At 68.3% G+C, this 26,149-nt stretch carries 25 protein-coding genes; 12 read left to right on the forward strand and 13 right to left on the reverse strand.

All coding sequences use genetic code 11. The annotated features are described in order from the left end of the window. The first annotated feature begins 176 nt into the window (after positions 1 to 176). Together CFB89_RS25180 and CFB89_RS25185 are read left to right on the forward strand one after the other, a co-directional pair. Positions 177 to 443: a hypothetical protein gene (locus CFB89_RS25180; protein WP_089470226.1), complete on the forward strand. Its 267-nt coding sequence runs from the start codon at positions 177 to 179 to the stop codon at positions 441 to 443. A 92-nt stretch (positions 444 to 535) separates the two neighbouring features. Next, complete coding sequence (locus tag CFB89_RS25185; RefSeq protein ID WP_089470227.1) at positions 536 to 2,026, forward strand: carbohydrate porin; 1,491 nt, start codon at positions 536 to 538, stop codon at positions 2,024 to 2,026. 96 nt (positions 2,027 to 2,122) lie between these two features. Here CFB89_RS25185 and treA read toward each other — a convergent pair whose 3' ends face one another. Both treA and CFB89_RS25195 read right to left on the reverse strand, forming a co-directional pair. Then, the gene (gene treA, locus CFB89_RS25190; RefSeq protein WP_089470228.1) at positions 2,123 to 3,841 is read right to left on the reverse strand and encodes an alpha,alpha-trehalase TreA; all 1,719 of its coding nucleotides are present in this window, start codon (positions 3,839 to 3,841) and stop codon (positions 2,123 to 2,125) included. 139 nt (positions 3,842 to 3,980) lie between these two features. Then, positions 3,981 to 4,610: a TetR/AcrR family transcriptional regulator gene (locus tag CFB89_RS25195; protein WP_089470229.1), complete on the reverse strand. Its 630-nt coding sequence runs from the start codon at positions 4,608 to 4,610 to the stop codon at positions 3,981 to 3,983. Between the two features lie 386 nt (positions 4,611 to 4,996). Here CFB89_RS25195 and CFB89_RS25205 point away from each other — a divergent pair, with 386 nt between their 5' ends. Next, on the forward strand, positions 4,997 to 6,385 hold the full coding sequence (locus CFB89_RS25205) for an MFS transporter (RefSeq protein ID WP_089470231.1): 1,389 nt from the start codon (positions 4,997 to 4,999) through the stop codon (positions 6,383 to 6,385). Between the two features lie 355 nt (positions 6,386 to 6,740). Then, the gene (locus CFB89_RS25210) at positions 6,741 to 7,952 is read left to right on the forward strand and encodes a winged helix-turn-helix domain-containing protein (RefSeq protein WP_089470232.1); all 1,212 of its coding nucleotides are present in this window, start codon (positions 6,741 to 6,743) and stop codon (positions 7,950 to 7,952) included. A gap of 21 nt (positions 7,953 to 7,973) precedes the next feature. Here CFB89_RS25210 and fabI read toward each other — a convergent pair whose 3' ends face one another. Genes fabI through CFB89_RS25230 form a run of 4 tightly spaced genes read right to left on the reverse strand, consistent with a single transcriptional unit; the run spans position 7,974 to position 12,181 of the window. Further along, positions 7,974 to 8,732 (reverse strand): enoyl-ACP reductase FabI, encoded by a 759-nt coding sequence (fabI, locus tag CFB89_RS25215; RefSeq protein ID WP_089470233.1) that lies wholly within the window; start codon positions 8,730 to 8,732, stop codon positions 7,974 to 7,976. Between the two features lie 17 nt (positions 8,733 to 8,749). Then, entirely contained in the window at positions 8,750 to 9,871 is a 1,122-nt protein-coding gene (locus tag CFB89_RS25220) for an alpha/beta fold hydrolase (RefSeq protein WP_089470234.1), read from the reverse strand. A gap of 8 nt (positions 9,872 to 9,879) precedes the next feature. Continuing rightward, positions 9,880 to 11,088 carry an acetate/propionate family kinase gene (locus tag CFB89_RS25225; RefSeq protein ID WP_089470619.1) on the reverse strand — a complete coding sequence of 403 codons (1,209 nt, stop codon included), beginning with the start codon at positions 11,086 to 11,088 and terminating at the stop codon, positions 9,880 to 9,882. 10 nt (positions 11,089 to 11,098) lie between these two features. Continuing rightward, a complete protein-coding gene (locus CFB89_RS25230; protein ID WP_256979758.1) occupies positions 11,099 to 12,181 on the reverse strand; it encodes a phosphate acetyltransferase in 1,083 nt (360 codons plus the stop codon). A 32-nt stretch (positions 12,182 to 12,213) separates the two neighbouring features. On the opposite strand from CFB89_RS25230, the gene atpG reads away from it, so the two are divergent. After that, positions 12,214 to 13,083: an ATP synthase F1 subunit gamma gene (gene atpG, locus CFB89_RS25235; protein ID WP_089470236.1), complete on the forward strand. Its 870-nt coding sequence runs from the start codon at positions 12,214 to 12,216 to the stop codon at positions 13,081 to 13,083. A 10-nt stretch (positions 13,084 to 13,093) separates the two neighbouring features. Further along, a complete protein-coding gene (gene atpC / locus CFB89_RS25240) occupies positions 13,094 to 13,552 on the forward strand; it encodes an ATP synthase F1 subunit epsilon (RefSeq protein WP_089470237.1) in 459 nt (152 codons plus the stop codon). A 29-nt stretch (positions 13,553 to 13,581) separates the two neighbouring features. Here the strand turns inward: atpC and CFB89_RS25245 are convergent, their stop codons facing one another. Beyond that, positions 13,582 to 13,800: a DUF1653 domain-containing protein gene (locus CFB89_RS25245; protein WP_006480837.1), complete on the reverse strand. Its 219-nt coding sequence runs from the start codon at positions 13,798 to 13,800 to the stop codon at positions 13,582 to 13,584. Between the two features lie 57 nt (positions 13,801 to 13,857). Continuing rightward, complete coding sequence (locus CFB89_RS25250; RefSeq protein WP_089470238.1) at positions 13,858 to 14,301, reverse strand: GNAT family N-acetyltransferase; 444 nt, start codon at positions 14,299 to 14,301, stop codon at positions 13,858 to 13,860. A gap of 160 nt (positions 14,302 to 14,461) precedes the next feature. Between CFB89_RS25250 and CFB89_RS25255 the strand changes: the two genes are divergently transcribed. Further along, entirely contained in the window at positions 14,462 to 15,085 is a 624-nt protein-coding gene (locus CFB89_RS25255) for an HAD hydrolase-like protein (RefSeq protein WP_089470239.1), read from the forward strand. Positions 15,086 to 15,493: 408 nt separating this feature from the next. After that, on the forward strand, positions 15,494 to 16,072 hold the full coding sequence (locus CFB89_RS25260) for a DUF4142 domain-containing protein (protein ID WP_089470240.1): 579 nt from the start codon (positions 15,494 to 15,496) through the stop codon (positions 16,070 to 16,072). A gap of 123 nt (positions 16,073 to 16,195) precedes the next feature. On the opposite strand, the gene CFB89_RS25265 is transcribed toward CFB89_RS25260, so the two are convergent. Further along, positions 16,196 to 16,795, reverse strand: a complete 600-nt coding sequence (locus tag CFB89_RS25265) for a GNAT family N-acetyltransferase (protein ID WP_089470241.1) — start codon at positions 16,793 to 16,795, stop codon at positions 16,196 to 16,198. 77 nt (positions 16,796 to 16,872) lie between these two features. Then, positions 16,873 to 17,787: a LysR family transcriptional regulator gene (locus tag CFB89_RS25270; RefSeq protein ID WP_089470242.1), complete on the reverse strand. Its 915-nt coding sequence runs from the start codon at positions 17,785 to 17,787 to the stop codon at positions 16,873 to 16,875. A gap of 108 nt (positions 17,788 to 17,895) precedes the next feature. Here CFB89_RS25270 and lysA point away from each other — a divergent pair, with 108 nt between their 5' ends. Continuing rightward, a complete protein-coding gene (gene lysA / locus CFB89_RS25275) occupies positions 17,896 to 19,134 on the forward strand; it encodes a diaminopimelate decarboxylase (protein ID WP_089470243.1) in 1,239 nt (412 codons plus the stop codon). 96 nt (positions 19,135 to 19,230) lie between these two features. Here the strand turns inward: lysA and CFB89_RS25280 are convergent, their stop codons facing one another. Further along, the gene (locus CFB89_RS25280; protein ID WP_089470620.1) at positions 19,231 to 20,118 is read right to left on the reverse strand and encodes a DMT family transporter; all 888 of its coding nucleotides are present in this window, start codon (positions 20,116 to 20,118) and stop codon (positions 19,231 to 19,233) included. Between the two features lie 124 nt (positions 20,119 to 20,242). On the opposite strand from CFB89_RS25280, the gene CFB89_RS25285 reads away from it, so the two are divergent. Further along, positions 20,243 to 21,718, forward strand: coding sequence for a PLP-dependent aminotransferase family protein (locus tag CFB89_RS25285; RefSeq protein WP_089470244.1), 1,476 nt, complete (start codon positions 20,243 to 20,245; stop codon positions 21,716 to 21,718). A 42-nt stretch (positions 21,719 to 21,760) separates the two neighbouring features. Here the strand turns inward: CFB89_RS25285 and CFB89_RS25290 are convergent, their stop codons facing one another. Next, complete coding sequence (locus tag CFB89_RS25290) at positions 21,761 to 23,194, reverse strand: nicotinate phosphoribosyltransferase (protein WP_089470245.1); 1,434 nt, start codon at positions 23,192 to 23,194, stop codon at positions 21,761 to 21,763. A 73-nt stretch (positions 23,195 to 23,267) separates the two neighbouring features. Further along, positions 23,268 to 24,308 (reverse strand): bifunctional nicotinamide-nucleotide adenylyltransferase/Nudix hydroxylase, encoded by a 1,041-nt coding sequence (locus tag CFB89_RS25295; RefSeq protein ID WP_069617299.1) that lies wholly within the window; start codon positions 24,306 to 24,308, stop codon positions 23,268 to 23,270. A 191-nt stretch (positions 24,309 to 24,499) separates the two neighbouring features. Between CFB89_RS25295 and CFB89_RS25300 the strand changes: the two genes are divergently transcribed. Together CFB89_RS25300 and CFB89_RS25305 are read left to right on the forward strand one after the other, a co-directional pair. Further along, on the forward strand, positions 24,500 to 24,952 hold the full coding sequence (locus CFB89_RS25300; RefSeq protein WP_089470246.1) for a type II toxin-antitoxin system RatA family toxin: 453 nt from the start codon (positions 24,500 to 24,502) through the stop codon (positions 24,950 to 24,952). Between the two features lie 147 nt (positions 24,953 to 25,099). Continuing rightward, positions 25,100 to 25,987 carry a DUF4261 domain-containing protein gene (locus tag CFB89_RS25305; protein WP_089470247.1) on the forward strand — a complete coding sequence of 296 codons (888 nt, stop codon included), beginning with the start codon at positions 25,100 to 25,102 and terminating at the stop codon, positions 25,985 to 25,987. The last annotated feature ends 162 nt before the right edge of the window (positions 25,988 to 26,149 follow it).

Genomic DNA, 26,149 nt, shown 5'->3' on the forward strand with positions numbered 1-26,149 from the left:
TGTCTTTCGCCGCTAGCTCGCATTCGTCGGGTTAGCGCGCCTCCGCCCGGGCCGGCCATCGCCGGTTCGTCAGTCGCACGCTCCGTTATGTTCCACCCTCCGATCGCAGGCCGCGTCACGCAGCCGCGCTCGATCACGTCGTCCTGCGTTCGCCGGACGGAAACGGAGGCAGCGTCATGTTCTTTCCATCGTTCGCGGTCAGACTCAAGCGCGTCGTGCACGTCGTGTGCAACCGCTCGTTTTTCGGCCGCTCGCCGTTCGCCTGGGCATTCGGCCACCGGCGCGGCTTCGCGCTCGCCCACGTGCCGGCGGCGCCCCGCCGGCTCGATTGCGTGCTGATCGCCGTGACGGTGGCGGCGGTCGCGCTCGCCGCGCTGCTGTGCTCGGTCGCGCCACGCATCGGCTTCGCGCAGGTGTGGCGCGTCGGCAGCTGGCTGCCGTAATCCCTCGTCCTTCGTGCGGGCCGCCTCGCCATGCGCCCCGCATCACGTTCCCGTTTCCTCAGCTTAACTAATCAAACCGCCAACGGAACCACATGAAGAATCATCCGCAATCCGTCCCGCGCAAGCTGCGCGTCGATGCGCTCGCCACGCTGCTGCTGTCGCTCGCCGCCAGCCCCGCATTCGCGCAGGCAGCGTCTCCCACCACGACCGAACCGGCGGCCGGCGCGCGCGATGCGGCCGCCTCCGCGCAACCACAGGCCGCCGATGCTGCCGCGCCCGCGCCCACCGGCTTGTGGGAGCGATCGAACCTGCTCGGCAACATCGGCGGCCTGCGCGACGCGCTCGACGAGCACGGCGTCACGCTGAGCCTGCAGGAAACCAGCGAGTACCTGTACGACACGTCCGGCGGCACGGGTCGCGGCGGCGCATACCAGGGGCTCACGCAATTCGGCTTCAACGTCGACACCGGCAAGGCGATCGGCCTGCCGGGCGGCACGTTCAACGTGTCGGGGCTGCAGATACACGGCACCAACCTCACGCAGCGCTACTTGCAGACGTTGCAGACCGCGACCGGCATCGAAGCCAATTCGACCACGCGCCTGTGGGAGCTCTGGTATCAGCAGTCGCTGTTCGACGGCAAGGTCGACGTGAAAGTCGGTCAGCAGAGCGTCGACCAGGAATTCATGGTGAGCCAGAACGCGGCGACGTTCATGAACGCGACGTTCGGCTGGCCCGTGCTGCCGTCCACCGACCTGCCGTCCGGCGGCCCCGCGTATCCGCTGTCGTCGCTCGGCGTGCGGCTGCGCGTGAAGCCGGCCGACGCGTGGAGCGCGATGGTCGGCGTGTTCGACGGCAACCCGGCCGGCCGCAGCGACGGCGACGCCCAGGTGCTGAACGCGCACGGCACCAACTTCAACCTGCGCAGCGGCGCATTCGTGATCGGCGAAGTGCAGTACGCGCTGAACGCGCCGCCCGCCGATCCGAAGGCCCCGCAGCCGGCCGGCCTGCCCGGCACCTACAAACTCGGCGTCTGGTATCAGTCGCAGCACGCGAACGATCCGCGCTACGGCACCGACGGGTTGTCGCTCGCCGATCCGGCGAGCAACGGCACGCCTGCCACGCATCGCGGCAACTACGGCTTCTACGCGGTCGCGGACCAGATGGTGTGGCGGCCGTCGGCCGACAGCCCGCGCTCGGTCGGCGTGTTCGCGCGCGTGATGGGCTCGCCAGGCGACCGCAACATCGTCGATTTCGCGGCCAACGCCGGCGTGACGCTGAAGGCGCCGTTCGTCGGACGCGACAACGACGTCGCCGGCATCGCAATCGGCTATGCGAAGATCGGCTCGCATGCGCGCGGGCTCGACGGCGACACCGGCGCGTACACGACGCCCGGCTATCCGGTGCGCCGCGCGGAGACGGTCATCGAGGCGACGTACCAGTATCAGGTCGCGCCGTGGTGGCAAGTGCAGGCCGACCTGCAGCACTTCTTCCGTCCGGGCGGCGGCATCCCGAACCCGAACGCGGCCGGCGCGCGCATCGGCGACGAGACGGTGGTCGGCGTGCGCACGACGATCACGTTCTGATACCCGCCGCATAAAAACACGGGCCGGCCAGGCGCTTGCGCGACCGGCCGGCCCGTGCGTCGGGTTGCAATGCGGGCACGCGGCACGCGCCGTGCATTACTCGCCGTACAGCCCCAGCAGCTTCAGCGTCACGCCGTTGGTCCAGCCGAAGCCGTCCTGCAGCGGATATTCGCCGCCCCCGCCGCCGCCCGTGCCGGCGCCCTCGACCACGTACTTCTCGACGAGCTTGCCTTCGGCCGCGTACACCTGCTTCACGTCGGACAGGAAACGCGTGCCGATGTCCTTCGCGAGCGCCGGTTCGCCGTATCGGCGCAGCCCGTCGATCGCGATCCACTGCAGCGGCGCCCAGCCGTTCGGCGCATCCCACTGCTGGCCCGTGTTCTCGGTCGTCGTCGCGAGGCCGCCCGGCTGCAGCAGCGTCTTGCGCACTTCGCGCGCGGTCGCCTTCGCACGCTCCGGCCACGCGACGCCCGCGAACAGCGGATACAGCGCGGCCGCCGTCACGCCGTCGCGCGGCTTGCGCAACTGCCAGTCATAGTCGCCGTAATAGCCGCGACGGTTCCACAGGTAGTGATTGATCGCGGCCGCACGCCGTCCAGCCCGCGCCGAGAAATCGGCGACGCAGGCGATGTCGCGCGTGACCGCGCAGCCCTTCACGATCGTCGTCTCGAGATGGAACATCAGGCTGTTCAGGTCGACCGGCACGATCGAGGTCGTGCGGATCGTCGCGAGCGTCTTGCCGTCGCCGAACCAGCGCGAGCTGTAGTCCCAGCCGCTTTCGGCGCCCGCGCGCAGATCGCGGTACACCTCGTTCGCCGGACGGGACGGCACCGATTTCGCGGTCGTCACGTCCTCGAGATACGACTCGTCGCGCGGCGTGTCGCGCGCATCCCAGTAGCGGTTCAGCACGGCGCCGTCGGGCATCGCGACCACGTTGCGCGCCGCCTGCCCGCGCGGCGTCGTGGTTTCGCCCTGCATCCAGTACGCGTACTCCTTGCGCAGCGCCGGCAGGTATTTCTGGTAGACCTTGTCGCCTTCGACCTGCGCGGCGAGCGTGACCATGTACGCGAAGAACGGCGGCTGCGAACGGCTCACGTAGTACGTGCGGTTGCCGTTCGGGATGTGCCCGACCGTATCGATCAGGTATGCGAAGTTGTCGAGCATGTCGTCGACGAGATCCTCGCGCCCCGACACCTGCAGCCCGAGCATCGTGAAATAGGTGTCCCAGTAGTAGCCTTCGCGGAAGCGGCCTCCCGGCACGACGTACGGCTTCGGCAGCGGAATCAGCGAACTGTACGGGGGCGCCGTGGTGCTCGTGCGCGTGAGCTGCGGCCACAGCCAGTCGATGTGCTGGCGCAGCGTCTGATTCGGCGGCGGCGTCACGCCGCCTTCCGGGGGCGGCGTGAAATGCTGGTCGACGAACGCCTTCAGCGAGAAGCCCGGCTGCGATTTCTGTTGCTGATACAACTGCACGATCGTCGCGGGATCGGTATCGGGCGTGGCGTCGACGAAGGTCTTCTGGTCGGGATAGAGCTGCGCGGTCTGCACCGCGACGAACAGATCGCCGTAGAGCTGGCTCGGCGGCGGCAGCAGCGTGCCGGATGCGGGAGCGGGCACGGCTGCGGATGTGGCCGGCAACGCGGACTGGCTGGCCGCTTGCGCGGCGCCCTGGTGCGCATTGTCGGCCTGCGCGGCGCAGCCGGCGACGGCGAGATAGGCGATGGCCAGTGCGGCGGCCCAGCGCGGACGCGGCGCGGGCGGTGACTGACGCGACGGGAAGCGAGATGCAAGCGGTGCGGCACGACGTGACGTCATGGCGTGTCCCCTCCTTTCGAATGGTGAGTGGATCGGCACGAGGTCTCGTTCGCGCGCGCGTTCGTCTCGATGGCCTTCGATCGATACGCGTCATGTGTTGTGGTGCGAATGGGCCTGACTGTCGCACGAAACATGCATGTCAAGCAAGTTTCGATTCGCGCGACTCCCGGAGATAACCGCGTACCGCCCGCCACGCACGCGCTTCGAGCGCATCCGCATCGGTCTCGCCGCGCGCGCCCGCCGCATCGACGATGCCTTTCACGATCGCGAGCAGATCGTGCGCGACGACGTCGGGCGCGGCGACGCGCGGCGCATCGCGCAGCTCCAGCGCATGCAGCAAGGTCGCGTGGATGCGGTCCGCGACGCGTGCGGCGCGCGCGCCGAGCGGCAACCGCGCCTCCTCGAAATCGATCAGCCGCGCGAGCACCGGCCGGCGCATCTGGTGCGCGACGGCGCCGCGCACCAGCGTGCGCAGCACGTCGTCGCAAGACGACAGCGCGGCCGCCCGGTCGACGTCGTCGAGCAGATGCGCGCTCTCGCGCTCGACGAGCGCGACCGTCAGCGCATCGCGGTTCGGGAAGTATTGATAGAGCGAGCCGATGCTCACGCCGGCCAGCGCGGCGACCGCGTTCGTCGTGTAACCGTCGAAACCGTCGCGCTCCAGAATGCGCGCGGCGGCCTCGACGATCGCATCGACCGTGGCCACCGAGCGGCGCTGGCGCGGCGCCTTGCGCGGCGAAAGCGGAATGCGCGACGACGATTCGGACATGGCGGGAAGGCAGCCTTGGAATGTGAGCAAGCGCTCATATTCTAGAAACGCACGGCCACGCCGTCAAAAGGAATCGACATGGCCGGGCCAACGTCGATCCTTCTGCGCGCATTCCAGCTCGAACGCGCGGTCGACCTGCCGCGCGACACGCGGTTCGGAGATCGCCGCGTCGCCCTCCTGCCTCGCATCGAAAACGCATGCGCATCGCTACGACGATGCTGCGTTGTTCATCGCCCAGGCAGCGCATCGCTCGCACGTGCGCGGTCGTCCTTTCCGCGCCATCCGCCGGAAAAGACGACTGTTGCAACATGCGGAACAACTGTTGTCGTACGTGACGCAGCGGTCACATTGTGGGCATAATGGCGTCTTTACCGCGCGCCCTGCCCATGTCGCCCGTCTTTCTAGCACCGCTCATCGTTGCCTGTGCGTTGTTCATGGAAAGCGTCGACGCGAACATCATCGTCACCGCGCTGCCCGCGATGGCGAGGGACTTCGGGCACAACCCCGTCACGCTGAACATCGCGATCACGGCCTACGTGGTCGGTCTGGGCGTGTTCATCCCGATCTGCGGCTGGCTCGCCGACCGCTTCAGCGCGCGCGCCGTGTTCCGCACCGCGATCGGCATCTTCGTCGTCGGCTCGCTGATGTGCGCGGCGTCCAACTCCCTCGGCGTGCTCACGTTCGCACGCTTCATCCAGGGCGTGGGCGGCGCGATGATGGTGCCGGTCGGCCGCATCATCATCTTCCGCGCGGTGCCGCGCGCCGATCTCGTGCGCGCGATGAACTACCTCGCGATCCCCGCGCTGTTCGGGCCCACGGTCGGGCCGCTCGTCGGCGGCTTCATCACGACCTATCTGCACTGGCGGATGATCTTCTTCATCAACGTGCCGATCGGCCTCTACGGGATCTACCTCGCGAGCAAGCACATCGCGAACACGCACGAGCCCGATCCCGGCCCGCTCGACTGGTTCGGCTTCCTGCTGTCGGCCAGCGGCGCCGCGCTGCTGCTGATGGGTCTCACGCTGATCGACGGTTCGCTCACGTCGCGCTCGAACGCCGTCATCATGTGCGCGGCGGGCGCCGCGATGCTCGCGCTGTACGTGCCGTACGCGCGCCGCAAGGAGCGGCCGGTGCTCGACCTCAGTTTCCTGAAGATCCCGACGTACCACGCGAGCGTCGTCGGCGGCTCGTTGTTCCGCATCGGGCTCGGCGCGGTGCCGTTCCTGCTGCCGCTCGCACTGCAGGAAGGGCTCGGCATGAGCGCATTCCACTCAGGGCTCATCACGTGCGCGTCCGCGCTCGGCGGCGCGGTCAGCCGCTCGACCGCCACGCATACGCTGCGCCGCTTCGGCTTTCGCACGGTGCTGATCTACAACGCGGCGTTCGCGGGCCTCGCGATCGCCGCGTACGGCGTGTTCCATCCCGGCATGGCGACCTGGGCGATCTGGCTGATCGTGCTCGTCGGCGGCATCTTCCCCGCGCTGCAGTTCACGAGCCTGAATTCGATGATCTACGCGGACATCTCGCCGCGCGACGCAGGCCGCGCGACGAGCCTCGGCAGCGTCGTCCAGCAGATGTCGCTCGGCCTCGGCGTGACGGTGGCCGGCCTCGTGCTGCACGTGTCGCACTGGCTCCAGGGCCACCAGACGATGATGTGGTCGGATTTCTGGCCGGCGTTCCTCGTGGTCGGGCTGTGCTCGTTCGCGTCGATTCCGATCACGCGCCGGCTGCCGCCCGGCGCCGGCGACGAAGTCGCGCGCGGCAAGCGGGCATAAGCGGCTGGCGCGCGGCGTGGCCTGTCTCGCGGCAATGGACGAAAACCGGAAAAACAAAAAAATCAGCGGACATCCACACGGGGCCGGTGCACAGCCGCATGGATGTCCGCTCAGGGCTCCGGGTCTCCCGATGGGGGTTGGGAATCCCGGATTCGCTTCCTGCGTGCCATGGACATATGTGCGTCGGAAGCGGAATCGTTGCGCGCATTTGTCGTCGCGCCATGAACTGCACTATAGGGAAACTTGCAAAACGCATCTGTCAACCATTGTCAGACGCGTTGCAGTCGCACGTCGCACGCGCGCGCCGCTTTCGCGCTAAAGTGGTTCCCGATCGCCATCCTCGACCGTCCCGCCGATGCTCACGCTCTCGCCTGCCGCCGCCCGCGCCCTCCATCTCGCCGCACAGGGCCTGCTCACACCGCCGCGCCGCAAGGCGACCAAGTCCGACGTGCTCGACACGATCCGCCGGATGGCGCAGTTGCAGATCGACACCATCCACGTCGTCGCGCGCAGCCCGTATCTCGTGCTGTTCAGCCGTCTCGGCGATTTCCCGCCGCACTGGCTCGACGAACATCTCGCCGAGGCGCGCCTGTTCGAATACTGGTCGCACGAAGCGTGTTTCCTGCCGATCGAACAGTTCGGGCTGATGCGCTACAAGATGCTCGATCCGTCGGGGATGGGCTGGAAATATGCGGCCGAATGGCACGAGCAGAATCGTCCGGAGATCGAACGGTTGCTCGCGCGGATTCGCGAGGAAGGCCCGGTGCGGTCGGCCGATTTCGCGCGCGAGGATGGCGTGAAGGGCAACGGCTGGTGGGATCGCAAGCCCGAGAAGCGCCACCTGGAAGTGCTGTTCACGACGGGCGACCTGATGGTGTCGGAGCGCCGCAATTTCCAGCGCGTGTACGACGTGCGCGAGCGCGTGCTGCCCGACTGGGACGATGCGCGCGACCTGCCGCCGCGCGATGCGGTGCTGCCGGCGCTGCTCGACTATACGTGCCGCGCGCTCGGCGTCGTGCGCGCGGACTGGGTGGCCGACTACTATCGGCTGCCGCGCCGTTCGTACCGCGCGGAGCTGGAGCGGCTCGCCGAGGCCGGCGACCTGATACCGGTGCAGATCGACGACTGGAAGGAGCCGGCCTACGTGCACCGCTCGCTCGACGCGTTACTGCCTGCCGCCGCGGCCGACACACTGCGCTCGACGGTCACGACGCTGCTGTCGCCGTTCGACCCGGTCGTGTGGGATCGCCGGCGCGCGTCGACGCTGTTCGGTTTCGACTACACGATCGAGTGCTATACGCCCGAGCACAAGCGACGCTACGGCTATTTCTGCCTGCCCGTGCTGCATCGTGGCCGGCTGGTCGGCCGCGTCGATGCGAAAGCGCATCGCACGCTCGGCACGTTCGAACTGAAGGCCGTGCACGTCGAGCCCGGCGTGCGGTTCGGCACCGGGCTCGCGGCCGACGTCGCGAAGGCCGTGAAGAAACTCGCGGCGTGGCACGGCACGCCGGAGGTCACGGTCGGCCACGCGCCACCGGCCCTCGTGCAGGCATTCGCGCGGCCCTGAACACCGCGTGCCGCGGGCGCGTCAGAGCATGTGCATGCCGGCGTCGACATAGTGCGTGCCGCCCGTGATCGCCCGTGCGCCGTCGCTGGCGAGAAACGCGCAGAACGCGCCAACGTCGTCGATGTCGAGCGCGTGATGCAGCGGCGCCCGGCGTGCGGTGTCGTCGAGCAGCCGGCCGAAGTCCGGCAGGCCCGACGCCGCGCGCGTGGGCAGCACGCCCGGCGAAATCGCGTTGACGCGAATGCCCGCGCCGCCGAGTTCGGCCGCCAGATACCGCACGCTCGCCTCGAGCGCGGCCTTCACCGGTCCCATCACCCCGTAGTTCGCGACGACCTGCTCCGCGCCGAGATAGCTCATCGCCATCAGGCTGCCGCCGCGCGTCATCAGCGGCTCGGCGAGCCTCGCCATCCGGATGAACGAATGGCACGAGGTATCCATCGCCAGCGAGAAGCCCTCCGGCGAACTGTCGACCACGCGGCCCTGCAGATCGGCCTTCGGTGCATACGCAACCGAATGCAGCACGAAGTCGATCTCGCCCCACTGCGCCGCGATCGCGTCGAACACCGCCGCCATCTGGTCGGGCTGCCCGACGTCGAGCGGCATCCGGATCGGCGCGTCGAGTTGCGCGAACAGCGGCTCGACGTGCGGCAAGGTCTTGTCCGACTGCCAGGTCACCGCGAGCGTGGCGCCCGCCCGGCAAAACGCGCGCGCGCATCCCCACGCGATGCTCTGTGCGTTCGCGATGCCGACGACGAGCCCACGCTTGTGTCGCAACGTCATGTCGCCCCCGTGTCGATCTAGCGCTGCGCCGCGATCCACCGCGCGATGTCGGGCCACACCGTCGTCAGCGTGCGCGACCCCATGAACAGGCCGATATGGCCGCCGGGCACGAGCCGGCTCTCGATCCGCGACGCGGGCGTCCCGAGAAGATCGCGCGCGCCGAACACCTGCTCCGGCGTCGTGATGTCGTCGGCCTCGCCGGCGAGCAGATAGACCGGGCACGCGACGTCCTTCAGGTCGAGCGTGCGCCCGAGCGCGACGAACGTGCCCTTCGCGAGCCGGTTCTCCTTGAAGATCTGCACGATCGCCTGCAGGTACCAGCGCCCCGGCAGGTCGATCGGGCTTTCGTACCAGTTCGCGAACACCTCGCGCTTGCGCAGGTAGTCGGGATCGTCGAGATGCTCGTACAGGTCGACGTGCTCGACGAGATAGTGCTGGTCGGGATGCATGTTCTTCCAGCCGCGCAGCATGAAGCGCCCGCGCATCAGCCCGCCGCCCATCGTGACGAGTTCTTCGTAGAACGACGTCGGATACGTGTGCACCATCCGCTTGATCGGGCCGTCGCCCGCGTCGGCGTCGATCGGCGAGCCCGCCAGCACGAGGCTCGCGACCTTGTGCGGGAAACGCGCCGCATACATCGCCGACATCCAGCCGCCCTGACACAGGCCGACGAGATTCACGCGGCCGCCGAGCTCGTCGACGCACACGTTCAGCTCGGCCAGATACTGGTCGATCTCGAGGTCCTTCATGTCCTCGGTGGCCGAGCGCCAGTCGGTCAGGTACGGACGCGTCACGCCGTGCTCGCGCAGCGTCTGCATCAGGCTCTGCCCCGGCTGGTAGTCGGCGATCATCGCGCTGTGCCCCGCGTACGGCGCATCGACGATCGTCGGCAGCCCGTGCGCCGGCGCGGCCGAATAATCGCGAAACGTCATCGTCCGCAGCGCCAGCAACGGCCGGTTCGCCGACGCCAGCGCCGGATGCGCTTCGAAATGGAGCTTCTCCTCTTCCGCGAGGAAGCGGAGATTGCGCGCCGTGATCTCGGAGCCGGCCGCAAACAACGCCGTGGCGGCGGCCATCGGCCAGAAAATCGGCAGCGCGGGGGCGCTGACGGCAGGGGAAGGCGTGTCGCGTGCTGTCATCGGAGGTCTCAGCGGGTCGGATACGGCGTGGAAGGGATCGCGTCGTCCAGCACGCGGCGCGTGTGCCGCGCGATCATCAGGTTCTCGTCGGTCGGGATCACGCGCACCGTCACGCGCGACGCGTCGCTCGAAATCACCGGCAGGCCGGCGGCGTTCGCCGCGTCGTCGAGCACGATGCCGAGCCACGCGGCGCGGCGGCAGATCCGTTCGCGCACTTGCGGCGCGTGCTCGCCGATGCCCGCCGTGAACACGAGCGTATCGAGACCACCCAGCACGCCGGCCAACGCGGCAAGCTCGCGGGCCGCGCGATAGGCGAACAGCTCGACCGCATGCGCGGCCGACGGTGCGTCGCTCGCGAGCAGCGTGCGCATGTCGCTCGACACGCCGGACACGCCGAGCAAGCCCGATTCGGCATAGATCAGATGCTCGACCTCGTCGAGCGACCGGCCTGCGTGACGCTGCAGATACAGGATCACGCCCGGGTCCAGCGCGCCCGTGCGCGTGCCCATCGGCAGCCCGTCGACGGCCGTGAAGCCCATCGTCGTCGCGACGCTGCGGCCGTTCTCGAGCGCACACAGGCTCGCGCCGTTGCCGAGGTGCGCGACGACCGTGCGTTGCCGCCCCCACGACGGATCGAGGGCCGCGAGCGCCGTCGCGATGTACTCGTACGACAGCCCGTGAAACCCGTAGCGGACGATGCCCTGTTCGGTCAGCGCGCGCGGCAACGCGAACTCCCGTTCGAGCGCCGGCACCGTCGCATGGAACGCGGTGTCGAAACACGCGACCTGCGGCAGGTTCGGCGCAACCGCGGCAACCGCGCGAATCGCGTCGACGTGATGCGGCTGGTGCAGCGGCGCGAGCGGCGAAAGCGACGCGATCGCATCGAGCACGCGCGCGTCGATCCGCACCGGCGCGGTGAAATACGGGCCGCCATGCACGACCCGGTGCCCCACGCCGTCGAACGCGGCCTCCCGCCCGACGTGCGCGGCGAACCACGCGTGCAGCGCCTCGATCGCGCCTTGATGCCCCGGTCGCGCGACGGGGCTGTCGACGAGCGTCGCGCCGTGCGCGTCGGCCACGAACAGATGCGGCGTGTCATGCAGGTTCTCGACCTGCCCGTGCAGGCCCGCATCGAGCGAACGATCGTCGCGCGTGTCGTAGACCGAGAACTTGAGGCTCGACGAGCCGGCGTTGAGCACCAGGACGGGATGTCGCATCGCGGCCTCGTCAGTGTGCGTCGGCCGCAACCGCCGGCGCATCCACGGGCGTCGCCGTCTCGCGCGCCGCCGCCGCGACGAGCGCCGCGACCGCGCAGCTCGCGAGGCGCGTGCGTTCGCTGTCGGCGCGACTCGTCAGGATCACCGGCACGCGCGCGCCGAGCACGATGCCGGCCGCATCGGCATTCGCGAGGAACGTCAGCTCCTTCGCGAGCATGTTGCCGGCCTCGAGGTCCGGCACGAGCAGGATGTCCGCATCGCCCGCGACCGCGGAGCCGAGATGCTTGAGCCGCGCGGCCTCCGGGCTGATCGCGTTGTCGAACGCGAGCGGCCCGTCGAGCAGCGCGCCGGTGATCTGGCCGCGCTCGGCCATCTTGCACAGCGCGGCCGCGTCGAGCGTCGACGGCAGCTTCGAGCTGACCGTCTCGACCGCCGACAGGATCGCCACCTTCGGCCGGGCGATGCCGAGCGCATGCGCGAGATCGATCGCGTTCTGCGCGATGTCGGCCTTCTGCTCGAGCGTCGGATGGATATTGACGGCCGCGTCGGTGATGAACAGCGGCTTCGGGTAAGTCGGCACGTCCATGATGAACACGTGGCTCAGGCGCCGCCCGGTGCGCAGCCCCGTATCGGCGCGCACCACCTCCGCCAGCAACTCGTCGGTGTGCAGGCTGCCCTTCATCAGCGCCTGCGCGTCGCCCGCGCGCACCAGCTCGACGGCACGCACCGCCGACGCATGACTGTGCGGCGCGTCCACGAGCCGATAGCCGGACAGGTCGACACCGAGCGTCGCGGCGAGCCTCGTGATCCGCGCCACCGGGCCGACCAGCACGGGCACGATGATGCCGGCCCGGGCCGCCTCGGCCGCCGCGTGCAGCGATACCTCGTCGCACGGATGCGCGACCGCGACCGTCACCGGGCGCAATGCGCGGCAGCGCGCAATCAGCGCGTCGTATTTCTGATGCGTGCGCAACTCGGTCATCGACTGCCCCTTCGCGAGGATCATGTGAACGGATTCTGGTGCGGGACCGGGCGAAGTCGTTTGATTTCCGTCAATCGTTTCAGGTGAAGTCCCGATAGCATGAATCCGCACGATGACATCCGGACAGCCGCGAGCCCCCTGACATGCACATACGCGAAATCCGCGCGAAGATCGCCAGTACCTCGTCCACGCGCAAGATCACCAAGGCGATGGAAATGATGGCGCGCACCAAGATGGCGAGCGCGCAGCGACGCGCGCGCGAATTCCGCCCGTACGCGGCGCTCATCGGCGCGATGGCGGAACGCGTGCTGCGCGACCGTCCGAACCACGTATCGGCGCTGATGGCGCGACGCGACACCGTGCGCCGCGTCGGCCTGATCGTCGTCAGCACCGATCGCGGGCTGTGCGGGCCGCTCAATGCGCGGCTGCTCGTCGAGTGCGTGGATGCGCTCGAACGCTGGGACCGGGCCGGCGTCGCGTGCGAACTGAGCGTGATCGGCGCGCGCGGCCTCGCGCCGCTGCTGCGCCACGGCGCGACCATTGCCGCACGCGCGAGCGGCCTGGCCGCCGAGCCGCACTTCGAGCAGTTGCTCGGTGCGCTGCTCGTGCCGCTGACCGCGTTCGTCAACGGCGAGCTCGACGAAGTGCACATCGCGTACAACCGGCTGACGAGTCCGCTCGCGTACGAGCCGCGCATCGATGCAATGCTGCCGATCGTGGGGCTCGACACCGCCGCGCCGACCGACGGCGCGCCCGCGTCCGACTATCTGTACGAGCCCGCGCCCAGACCGGTCGTCGACACGTTGCTGCTGCGCTACGTCGAGGCGATGCTCTATCAGGCCGTCGTCGAGAACCACGCATGCGAGCAATGCGCGCGGATGTTCAGCATGCAGACCGCGACGGACAACGCCGACCGCGTGTTGCGCGAACTGCGGCACCTGTACCAGAAAACGCGACAGGCGCAGATCACCACCGAGCTGTGCGAAATCGTCGCCGGCGCGGCGGCAGTCTGAAGGAGTACGCATGAAGACGTCGATGAAGCTCGACATCGTCAGCGTGGAAGCGGTGCTGTATGCCGGCGACGCGCATTTCGTCGTCGTTCCGGGGGAAAGCGGAGAACTGGGGATCTACCCGCACCACGCGCCGCTGCTCACGCGGATCCGGCCGGGCGTCGTGATGCTCGTCGATGCGCCGACCGGCGAACATCGCCGCCTGCTCGTCGCGGGCGGCGTGCTGGAAGTGAGCCGCGACGGCGTGACGCTGATCGCCGATCACGCATTGCGCACGCCGGAGCTCGACGATCTGCGCGCGCGGGAAGCACGGCATGCGGCCGACGACTGGCGCCGGCGCTACGCGCACGAAAACCGGCGCGCGTTCGATTTCGCGTCGGCCCGGGTGGAATTGATGGATGAAATCCGGCGCTTCTTCGCGATGGCGCTGCGGCAACAGGCGCCGCACGACAAGCCGGGCGGCGCCGGCTAGACACCGGCTCCCGCGCCGGTGTCGCGCGCTCAGTCGCGCAGCTTGCGAAAACGCGGCGTGCCGTCTTCGAGATTGCCGTTGAACATCGCTTCCGGCCGCACCCACAGCCCGCGCGCATGCGGCCACAGATGCTCGTAGACGACCACCGATTCCTCGGTTTCGGAGTGGCGGGCAACGCCGATGTAGCGGTACAGGCCGCCCTTGTAGTGGCGGTGCGTCGCGAGTTGTTCGGCTTCCTGTTCGGTCATGGTGGGCAGCTCTTCGGCAAAAACGGAAAGCGCGTATTGTATGCGCTGCGCCGCGCGTCAGCGTTTCGCGTAGATGTCGGGGCGGCGGATCTCCATCAGCCGCTCGGGGTTCGCGGGCGGACCGAAACCGACCGGCCGATAGAGTTCGTGCGCGTCGGTCGTGGCGAGCATGATGCGCCGCAGCCGCCGCACCATCTCCTGCGCGAATATATGGTCGATCAGTGCGCGGCCGTAGCCGTTGCCGCGCTCGGCCGGCAGCACGAACACGTCGCACAGGTAGGCGAACGTCGCGTGATCGGTGACGAGCCGCGCAAACCCGACGAGCCGGTCGCCGACATACGCGCCGAAACACAGCGAGCCCTCGATCGCCCGCTCGACCACGTCGCGCGGGATGCCCGGCGACCAATACGCGTCGCGATGCAGGAAGTCGAAGATCGCGTCGACGTCGAGTTCGCGCTTGTCGGTGGAAAATCTCAGCGTGGCGGGAGTGGCGGCGGGCACGTCTGTTCTCCGGTTCGGGGGCGGAAGGCGGAGCATCGACGATACCGCGCCGTCGGGCGGGGGACAAGGGGCGCCACGATCCGCGGCGGCCACGTAGCCACATCGCCGGCCTCGATTCGGTGACAATGTCGTGTGCCCGATCAACCTGCCACGCCGCTTCATGACCTACCGCCTCGTCGCCTTCGACTTCGACGGCACGCTCGCCGATTCGCTCGACAGTTTTCTCGCCGCGCTGTCGGAAGCGTCGCGCCTGCACGGCTTTCGCGACGCCACGCCCGAACTGCGCCCGGCGCTGCGCGGGATGTCGGCGCGCGACATCATTCGCGCGCTCGACGTGCCGATGTGGAAAGTGCCACGCGTGACGATCGACATGCGCCGCCTGATGCGGCCGCGCGTCGCGAACGTGCGGCTCTTTCCCGGCGTCGACGAAACGTTCGACGCGCTCGCCGCGCGCGGCATCCGCATCGCGATCGCCACGTCGAATACCGAGGAGGTCGTGCGCGACCGGCTCGGCCCGCGCGCCGGCTCGCGCGTCGACCATTTCGCGTGCGGCATTCCGCTGTTCGGCAAGGCGCGCCGTCTGCGCGCGCTCGTGCGCGAGGCCGGCGTGCGCGCCGACGAAGTGCTGTACGTCGGCGACGAAATCCGCGATGCCGACGCGGCACGCCGCGCACATATCGCGTTCCAGGGCGTCGCGTGGGGCTACACGGCGCCCGACGCGTTGCAGGCACATTGCGCGACGCCGTTGCTGCCGCGCCTCGATGCGCTGCTCGATCGCGTATAACGCTTCACGCACGCCGCGCACACGCGCAGCCCACTCGCCTCCGCCGCGCCGCCACGGCAATAGCCGCGACGACATCGCGCCGATGAAATGCCGATGACACGTACGCGCATCTCATGCATTGCATGCGCCACACTCGCGCAAAAATTGCCGCCGCCGCATGCGCATCAGGTACGCGCTACCGGCCTGCACGCGGGCCAATCGACTCGTCTTACCAACCGTTACACAAGCCACAGCACGGTTGCACCTGCCTGCCGACCGCTCTCCTAGAATCAGTCGGGCCGGAAAACACTTCGAACGCCGCCGCGGCAGAGCGACAGTCGAACCCGGCCCGGGCGCGCCCGGTCTCTCGCACAGCGACGGATCGCACGATCCGTTTTTCAACCAGAGCCCCGATCGAAAGGAGGTCCCATGAACCGCTTTCCCCACATTTCGCGCCTTGCCTTGTCTGCCGCCGGCCTGCTTCTCGTCGCCGTGACGGCGACCGCGCAAACCGCACAACCGGCACCCGGCGCATCGGCTGCGCCGGCCGCGACCGCGACGCGCATCCACGAAGCCGACCAGACCTTCATCACCGACGGCACGAAGACCGTGTCGACCCAGCACGACGCCGCGCGCATCGCCGATTCGCGCACGTCGGACAGCCAGGTCAAGGCGTTCGCGCAACGCGTGTCGACCGACGATGCGAAGATCATCCAGGCGATGCGCGCGGCCAGCCCGCGCGGCGTCGACGTGCCGGCCAACGACCCCGACACGACCGTGCTGAACAGCATCAAGAGCCTGCGCGGCGCCGAGTTCGACAAGGCGTATATCGAACAGGTCGCGCTCGCCGGCCAGCAGAAGGCGATCTCGGCGTTCCAGGCCGAAATCGCATCGGGCCGCGACACCAAGCTGAAGGAAGTCGCCCGCCAGGCGCTGCCGATCCTGCAGGCGCACTACGCGGACGCGCAGAAGCTCGCGCAGCGTCATCACCTCGCATCGGCGCAGTAATTCATGCAATGCAGCGCCGCGCATCGTGCGCGGCGCACCGTTTCCCCGCCGTCGCGCCGCCTCCCCTGCCTGCGGAGCGACGCACTTCTCAAGCATCGAGCGCCCCGCCTCGCACGTCGCACGTTACGTCGCCAGCTTCGCGTCGAGTCGCGCCCGCACTTCCGGCCATTCGTCGTCGATGATGCTGAAGCGCACCGAGTTGCGCTTGCGGCCATCCGGCATGATCCGTTCGTGACGCACGATGCCCTCCTGTTTCGCACCGAGCCGCAGGATCGCCGCGCGCGATTTCTCGTTCAGCTCGTCCGTCGTGAACTGCACGCGCACGCAGTGCAGCGTGTCGAACGCATAGCCCAGCAGCAACCGCTTCGCTTCGGTATTCGCACGCGTGCGCTGCGCCGATTCGCTCAGCCACGTATGGCCGATCTCGAGCTTGCGATTCTTGCGGTCGATCTTCCAGAAGCGCGTGCTGCCGATTACGCGGCCCGATGCGCGATCGACGATCACGAACGGCATCACGGTGCCGGCCGCCCGCTCTTGCAACGCCGCGTCGAGGTAGGCGTCGATCGTCTGCGCGCCCGGCACGACCGTGACCGTCAGATTCCACAACTCGCCGTCGGCCGCGGCGTCCAGCAGCGCCTGCCGGTCGGATGCATCGAGCGGGCGCAGGACGATACGTGCGCCGGTGAGGGTCGGTTGTTCGACGGAAGACGATGCGTCGGTCATGACGGGATTCCGGAAAACGGCGGCGATGGCAACGATAGCGATGACGACAGCGAAACATCCATCATACGGCGGTGCCGCTAGCCGAGGTGGGCGGCCAGCCGGCGGCGAATCGCCTTCGCTTCGGCGCGCAGCGCATCGGCGAACGCATCGACGAGCAGGTTCTTCGGCCGGTGCTCGGGCACGATCATGCTGACCCGGTACGGAAACGACCGCGTCAGCGGCCGCACGTGCAGGTCGCGGCCGACGAAATCGAGCGCCGTGAGCGGGTTGACGATCGCGGCCCCGAGCCCCTGCCGCACGAACGCGCATACCGACACGGCCGACGGCGTGTCGACCACCGAGCGCGGCGCGACGCCGAGCTGCGCGAACGCCTCGTCGATCAGGATGCGGTACGGATCGTTCAGCGACAGGCTCACGAACGGGCGGTCGGCGAGATCCAGCAGGTCGACCGCATCCTGCGCGAGCAGCGGATGGCCGTCGGGCAGCACGCACACTTCATCGACTTCGAGCAGCGGCGTGAGCACGGTGCCGGCCGGCGCGACATCGTGCTCGGTCAGCCCGAGGTCGTAGCGTTGGGCAGTGAGCCACTCCTCCAACACCGGCGATTCCTGCGTCGCGACCGACACGCTGACGCCCGCGTGCGCGTCGTGAAAGCGCCGGCACGCGCCGGGCAGGATCGCATGCGAGAACGCCGGCAGCGCGATCACCGACAGTTGCCCGTCGCGAAACTCGCGCAGGCGGGCGGCCGTCGCCGCGACGCGCTCGAGCCCCACATACGCGAGCCGCACGTCGTCGAACAACGTGAGCGCGGCCATCGTCGGCCGGAGCCGGCCGTGCGCGCGTTCGAACAGCGCAAAGCCGACGACCTGCTCCATCCGCGTCAGCTCGCGGCTGATCGTCGGCTGCGACGTGTACAGCATCTCGGCCGCGCGGGTCGTGCTGCCGGTAACCATCAGCGCGCGGAAAACCTCGATATGACGGTGCGTCAGCATGATCGTATATATCAGAAATGAATCGAATGATGACAAACAGGCATTTTACTGTATAGCCAATCGGGCGCATCATCCGGCTATCCGTTCATTCGATCCGATTCATCCGCCATGTCCCTCGATTCCCGCCAGCTCGCGACGCTCGCGCAGCAATACGGCACCCCGCTGTGGGTGTACGACGCCGACGTCATCCGCGACCGCATCGCCCAACTGCGCCAGTTCGACGTGATCCGCTACGCGCAGAAGGCGAATTCGAACGTCCATATCCTGAAGCTGATGCGCGACGAAGGCGCGTGCGTCGACGCCGTGTCGCTCGGCGAAATCGAGCGCAGCCTCGCGGCCGGGTTCAGTCCCGCAGGCGAGCCGGAAGGCGTCGTGTTCACGGCCGACCTGATCGACCGCCCGACGCTCGCGGCGGTGCTCGAGCACGGCGTGACCGTGAACGCCGGCTCGCTCGACATGCTCGCGCGCATCGGCGAGCACGCGCCCGGCCATCGCGTGTGGCTGCGCGTCAATCCCGGGTTCGGCCACGGCCACAGCAACAAGACCAACACCGGCGGCCCGCAGAGCAAGCACGGCATCTGGATCGACGACGTGCCGCGCGCGATCGGGATCGTGCGCCAGTACGGGCTGAAGCTGGTCGGCATTCACATGCATATCGGTTCGGGCGTCGACTACGGCCACCTGTCGCAGGTGTGCGACGCGATGGTCGATCTCGTCACGTCGCTCGGCCACGACATCGACGCGATCTCGGCCGGCGGCGGCCTGTCGATTCCGTATCGCGACGGCGAGCCGCGCGTCGACGTCGGCCACTACTTCAGCCAGTGGGACGCCGCGCGCAAGCGGATCGAACGGCATCTCGGCCACCCGGTGCGCATCGAGATCGAACCGGGGCGCTTTCTGGTCGCCGAGGCCGGTACGCTCGTCACCGAGGTGCAGGCCGTCAACCGTCGGCCGAAGCACGATTTCGTGCTGATCGACGCGGGCTTCAACGACTTGATGCGCCCGTCGATGTACGGCAGCTATCACGCGGTGTCGGTGCACGCGCACGATGGCGCGCTGCCCGCCGGCCGGCCGCTCGTCGACCTCGCGATCGCCGGGCCGCTGTGCGAATCGGGCGACGTGTTCACGCAGGACGCAGGCGGCGTGGTCACGCACCGCAAGCTCGCGCAGCCGCAGATCGGCGATCTGCTGTTCCTGCACGACGCGGGCGCGTACGGCGCGTCGATGTCCTCGAACTACAACAGCCGGCCGCTCGCGCCGGAAGTGCTGGTCGATCGCGGCACACCGCGGCTGATCCGCCGCCGGCAGACGATCGGCGAGTTGCTCGCGCTCGAAACGTTCGAGTAACGCGCGCCCGGCGTGACGAACGCCGACGGCCAGGCTTGCCGCCAGCCGCGCAGCGGGTAACGTCGGCCCGATGCGCGGCACGCCGCGGCGCCTGCCTTACCCCGCGCGCCGCGCGGGCGCCATCTTCGAGAAGTACTTCGCGCCCGCCACGCAGCCGACCACGACGACCGTCACGACGACCATCGACGGCGGCACCGTCTCGTGCAGCAGCCCGGCCGCGAACAGGAGGCCGAAGAACGGCTGCAGCAGTTGCAACTGGCCGACGCCCGCGATTCCGCCGAGCGCCAGCCCGCGATACCAGAACACGAAGCCGATCAGCATGCTGAACAACGACACGTACGCGAGCCCCCACAGCGCGGCGGCATCGACGCCGTCGAACGACGCGGGCCAGGTCAGCCACGCGAGCGGCAGCATCAGCGGCAGCGACAGCACGAGCGCCCACGAGATCACCTGCCAGCCGCCGAGCTGGCGCGACAACCGCGCGCCTTCCGCATAACCGAGCCCGCACGCGACGATCGCGGCCAGCATCAGCGCATCGCCGACCACCGACGCCTGCCCGCCGTTGCGCAGCGCGAACGCGGCCACCGCGCCGCTGCCGACGATCGAGAAGATCCAGAACGGCAGCCGCGGCCGTTCGCCGCCGCGCCATACGCCGAACAGCGCGGTCGCGAGCGGCAGCAGCCCGACGAACACGATCGCATGCGCCGACGTCACGTGCTTCAGCGCAAGCGCCGTCAACAGCGGGAAACCGACCACGACGCCAAGCGCGACGACGCCCAGCGACACGGCCTCGGCGCGCGACGGCCGCTTCTGCTTCAGCACGACGAGCAGCAGCAGGCCGAGCGCGCCGGCGATCGTCGCGCGGGCAAACGTGAGAAACAGCGGATCGAGCCCTTGCACCGCGACACGTGTCGCGGGCAGCGAGCCACTGAAGATGATGACGCCCAGCATGCCGCTGAGCCATCCGTCGGTCGTCTTTTGCACGGTCAACCCTGAATGGAAAGTGGATGACCGATGATCCGCCGCCGGCGAAAGCGGCGTAAGCTACAGCCCAATACAATTCAGACAAACTGTACTGGACAAACGACCGTACAGTTCATCGTTCGTCATGAGCCCTTCCGCCCCGATGCCCGCTCCGCCCGCCCCGTCGCGCACGCGCGTGGAAACCGTCATGGACACCCTCCACGCGCGGATCGCGAGCCGCGCGCTGATGCCCGGTGCGCGTGTGCCGTCGATCCGGATGATGGCCGACGCGCTCGGCGTATCGAAATCGACCGTCGTCGATGCGTACGAGCGGCTCGCGAGCGAAGGCGTGCTCGTCGCCCGGCGCGGTTCGGGCTTCTACGTGTCGGGCCACGCGCCGCCGCTCGCGCTCGCCGAGCTGGGCCCGCGCCTCGATCGCGAGCTCGATCCGCTGTGGTTGTCGCGCCAGTCGCTCGAAGCGGCGCCGACGTCGGTGAAGCCCGGCTGCGGATGGTTGCCGTCGTCGTGGCTGCCCGACGAAAGCCTGCGCCGCGCGCTGCGCGCCGTGTCGCGCGACGAACCCGACGCGCTGACCGACTACGCGACGCCGCTCGGCCTGCCGGCGCTGCGCCAGCAGCTCGCGTGGCGGCTCGCGCAGCACGGCGTCCACGCGGAGCCCGCGCAGATCATGCTGACCGACGGCGGCACGCATGCGCTCGACCTCGTGTGCCGCCTGCTGCTGGAGCCCGGCGATACAGTCGTGCTCGACGATCCGTGCTACTTCAACTTCCAGGCGCTGCTGCGCGCGCACCGCGCCCGGATCGTCAGCGTGCCGTTCACGCCGAACGGCCCCGGTCTCGTGCGCTTCGAGCAAGTCCTTGCCGAGCATCGACCGCGCCTGTACATCACCAACGCCGCGCTGCACAACCCGACAGGCGCGACGCTCGCGCCGCCCGTCGCGCACCGGCTGCTGACGCTCGCGGCCGAGCACGGCCTGCTGATCGTCGAGGACGACATCTTCGCGGATTTCGAAAGCACGCCCGCGCCGCGCCTCGCGGCATTCGACGGGCTGTCGCGCGTCGTGTCGATCGGCAGCTTCTCGAAGACGCTGTCGGCCGCGATCCGGTGCGGCTATGTCGCCGCGCGGCCGGAATGGATCGACGCGCTCGTCGACCTGAAGCTCGCGACGTCGTTCGGCAATGCGCAGATCGGCGCGAACGTCGTGCATCGGCTGCTGATCGACGGCACGTACCGGCGCCATCTCGACGGCCTGCGCGCGCGTCTTGCGGATGCGATGGGCGAGACGATCCGGCGCCTCGCGCGGGCCGGGCTCGGGATCTGGACGGAGCCGCGCGGCGGGTTGTTCGTATGGGCGCAATTGCCGGACGGGCTCGACGCGGCGCGCGTCGCGCGTCATGCGCTCGACCACGACGTGGTGCTCGCCCCCGGCGACGTGTTCAGCGCGTCGCGCAGCGCGACGTCGTACCTGCGCTTCAACGTGTCGCGCTGCAAGGGGCCCGCCGTGTTCGATGCGCTCGCGCGAGCGATGGATGCGGCGCGGGGAGCGGAGCGCGACGGCGCGCCGGCGGATGCCGGCGGCCGTATACCGGCCGGCAGGTGACGCGCGCCGGCCGTGCCGCGGCGGGTTGCCCCACCGCCTGCGTCACACCTCCCCCGCGTGCGCCCTCGCCCTGACCTCCGCGAACGACGTATCGACGAGCAGACGCCCGGTGTCGAACACCGTCTCGAGCGCCTCGTCCCATTCGCCTTCGAGCGCACGATCGTCCCACGCAACGGGCAGCGTCACCGTCCGATACTCGCCGGTGCGCCAATTGCGCAGCAACGTGAGCCGCCCCTGCTTCGAGCGCTTGCCCTGATCGGTCACCGGATCCTTGCGGACGTCGTGCCACACGCCGCCGCGCCGGATCGCCGAACACTTCATCGCGAAGCGCTGCGTATCGCGGTTCACGCGCTGCAACAACGCACCGCCCATGCCGAACACCACGTTGCCGGCCGCGTAGCCCGCATCGTCGAGCGCGGCGAGGATCGCTTCGATCGACTGCTCGTCGACGCCGTCGCCCTGGATCACGCGCACATGGTTCAGCACGCGCCGCCCCTTGCCGTTCACGGTCGACCCGAACGATGCGTCGAGCGCCCGCACCGTTTGCAGCACGATCGTCACCGGGTCGCCGGAATCGGGACGCACGACGAGCGTCGCGCCCGAATCGATCACCGCCTGCCGAAGTTCGCCGCCCCACAGATCGAGCGCGGCGAACAGATCGTAGGAGTCCGACACGACCGATACGATCGCGCCAGGCAAACCGAAGCGGCTGATCATGTTGCGATACGCATCGGCCTCGCCTTCGCGCCCCCACGACGTGATCGTGCTGTGCTCGGCCGCCGGCACCGAGTAGGCGGCCATCGGCTCGCGATAGAAGCGGTTCGCGGCCAGCACGCCGAGCACCGTGTCCGAACCCATGAAACTCACCAGGTGCGCGGCGCCGCCGATCGCGGCCGATTCCGCGCTCGACACACCGCGCGCACCGAAGTCGTGCAGCTTGAACGGCAGTTGCGCGAGATCGTCGTCGGTCCTGTCGAGGAAGCGACGAATCGTTTGCCGCAAGTGCCAGCTGCGGGTCGCCACCGTCACCGGATACCAGATGCGCAACAGCATCGTCTCGAGATACGACGCGAGCCAGAACACCTGAGGATCGTCGCATTCGATCGTCATGAGCACGTTGTGCACCGGCACGATCGAACCTTCCGGCACCGCGCGGATCTTCACCGGCAGATAGCCGTCGTAGTGCTCGACGATATGACGCCATCCGGCTTCGTTGAACGGCTCGCCGTGCACGGTGAAGAAGTCGCGCGCGTCGTCGATCATCGCGTGCGTGACCGGCTTGCACAGGTACTCCTTCAGCAGCATCTGCAGCCCGAAGAACAGCGTGCGGTCGTAGCGGCCGCCGCGCGATTCGACGTACGAGAACATCGCCGATGCGTCCGGCGGATATTGCAGGAAGTGGGAAGCCTTGTACGAATCCGTGTTGAGAACCGGATTGGCGAGAACCGCGGCAAAGCCGCCGGGATCGTTTTGCATGGCTAGAGCTCCTCTAGGCCGTTGAAGTGCCGCCGCGTCTGTCGCGGCGGACCGAATGCGGGGAATCAGCGCGTCACAGCTTCCCCAGGAAGTGATACGCGATGTCGAAGTGATCCTCGAACATCACGTTGCGCATCTGCGCGAATTCGTTGAGCGGAACCCAGCGCGCCTTGTCGGCGTCGTCGCTGCCCTTCACGCGCGGCAACTCGCCGGTCGGGAAGTTGAACAGGCACGCGTGCGTGATCGTGCGGCCGCGCAGCGAACGCGTCGGGTGATCGAACACCTGGCGATCCTTGATCGAGCCGCGCAGCACGGGCTCCGGCAGCTTGAGGCCAGTTTCCTCGCGCAGCTCGCGAATGCACGCCGCATCGAGCCGTTCGTCCTGGTTCACGAAACCACCCGGCAGCGCCCACAGGCCGCGGCCCGGTTCGCTGCGGCGGCGCACGAGCAGGATATGCCCCGAGTGCACGACCACCGCGTCGACCGTCACGAACGTGACGGGATACGGCGCGGCCGCCCAGGCCTTGCGATACGCGGCGATGAATTCGGCTTCCGACTTCAGTTGCGCGAATTCCGGCTGCGTGCGGAACCGCTCGAGCCAGCCGAACACGGGTTCCGGCACGGCCCACTGCACGAAGCTGTTGGTCCGTTCGGCGAAATACTGGTCGCGGATCTCGGTAGCGGAAATGTCTTCCGTCGCGTCGACGTCGACGAGCTCCCATTGCGGGAACATCCGCAGGTAATACGACGTGGCGTCCTTCTCGTGGCCGATCAGCCCGACCTTGCGCTGCGCGACGTCGCCGAGCGCGCCGGCCACCGCATCCTGCACCCAGCGCACCCAGTCGCCGTCGTTGTAGGTCGAATCCTGCAGCGGGGCGATCGTCACGCGGTCGCGCTCGGACGCGTCGAGCAGCGAGGCCAGCATCTGGCGGCGCTCGTCGAACGAGAACGGATCCTTGATGGTGCGGGGCTTGTCGGTCGATCCGATCAGCACGCACACGCGCTCGGCCCGGCTCAGCGCCGACTTCAGCACGTTCAGGTGACCACGATGCGGAGGCTGGAAACGACCAATGAAAACGAGCGCGTCGAAGCGCCGGTTCTGTTGCGTGCTCATGAGGCTCCCTCAAGAGATTGAAACGCTCCGGGTCTGTCCCGAAGGGTTGAGACAAATCCTAGGGGAATTCCCGAGGTGCGTCAATCGATCCCATTCGAGCGCACGCTCGACTTGACGAAGTCTGACGAAACACAGGTTATTGGCGCGGTACACTCGACTGCATCCCAATCCGAACCCTGGCACCCGCCCTCATGAGGATCTCAGTCAGCCGGACCGTCGGCGTCGATCGCAGACGCCTGTTCACGTGGTCGCAGGATTACGGCCGGCGACTCGTGTGGGACAGTTTTCTCATCGATGCCTATCTGCTCGACGGAACGACCGCCGATGTCGGCGTGGACGCGTTCTGCCGCAGCCAGTCGGGCGCGACGATGGTGTCGCGCTACATCTCGTACCGTCCGCCGCAGGTCGCCGCCGTCGAAATGGTCGAAGGGCCGAAAGTGCTCGAACGCTTCAGCGGCAGCTGGAACTTCACCGAGCGCACGCCCGGGTCGACCGAGGTGAAGTTCACGTACCACTTCCGTGCGCAGCCGTCCTGGCTGCGCTGGCTGCTCGAACCGCTGATCGGCGCGTTCTATCTCGTGCAGACGCGCCGGCGTCTCGATTCGTTCAAGCGCTGGGCCGAGGCGGAAGCGCTGCCGCGCTGATCGGCATGCGCCGGCGCTCGCGCCATCGGATATTTGCCAGATTCGCCGAAGCCGGGGAAACTACGGGCCACCGTCATCCCGACGGCATGCCCTGACCGAGAGAACAGGGCACGCTCCCTGTAACGGCATCGACACAAACATAATCCGATGAGCCTGATATCCCGATTCTTTGGCCGCAAGGAAACGCCCGAAAACCCCGTCGCGCTGGTCGCGGCACCCGACGTCGAGAATCCGCTGAGCGTGGCGGTCGTCTTCGACGGTCCGCTGCAGGTCGACATCGCCGCACTGACGGCTGCGTTGCGCGCGTACCACCCGAGCATGAAGCAGGCACGCGTCGAAACCGAGCCGACGCTGGAGCAGATATTCGGGCTCGCCGGCTGGGGCAACCACGTCGTCCGGCTGGTCGGCTTCGATGCGCCCTATCCGTCCGACGCGCTGGAAACCTGCGTCGCGCCCGCCCACTACGGGCAGGACCTGAAGCAGCAGGTACGCGCGAGCCGCAGCCACGTGATCCTCTACTACGCCGGACATGAAGCGAATCCGCTCGACCAGTATGTCGCGCTGGCGGCCGTCGCCGGCGCGCTGGCCGAACAGAACGGCGTCGCGGTGCTGAACGAGCACGCGCACACGTCGTTGCCGGCCGGCGTCTTCAACGCGAAGGAACTCGGCGAAGAAAGCCTCGACGTGCTGCGCGACATCCCGCTGAACCTGTTCTTCTGCGGCTTCGTGAAATACGAGGTCGAAGGCGTCGAAGGCGTGTGGATGCGCACCTACGGCGCCGACGTGTTCGGCCTGCCCGATTTCGCCGCGCTCGCGGCGGGCCATCACGAAGGCGAACGCTATTCCGGCATCTTCAACAACGTGATGCACTACCTGCTGGACAGCGGCGCGCGGATGCATGCGGGCGAAACGATGCAGGTCGGCACGGAAACGTTCATGAAGCTGCGCGAGCCGCTCGAGAGCGAGTACTACCTGCAAGGGCCCGCACAAGTGCTGGTGGCCGAGCTGATCTCGGCGAACGAAATCAATCGCTGAGACGCACATTGACGCACGGCGTGCGGGGTCGAACGCTCTCTAAACGATCCGCGCGCCGCCACGGCAAATGACGGCTGCGTGACAGTCGCTCGCTCCCCGATGAGGAGATGCCCATGTTCGGCATTCGCGTTGCGCTCACGTTGGCCGTGATCGGCCTGTCGT

The organism is Burkholderia sp. AU16741, assembly GCF_002223345.1.
In the GTDB taxonomy this organism is placed as follows: Bacteria; Pseudomonadota; Gammaproteobacteria; order Burkholderiales; family Burkholderiaceae; genus Burkholderia; species Burkholderia sola.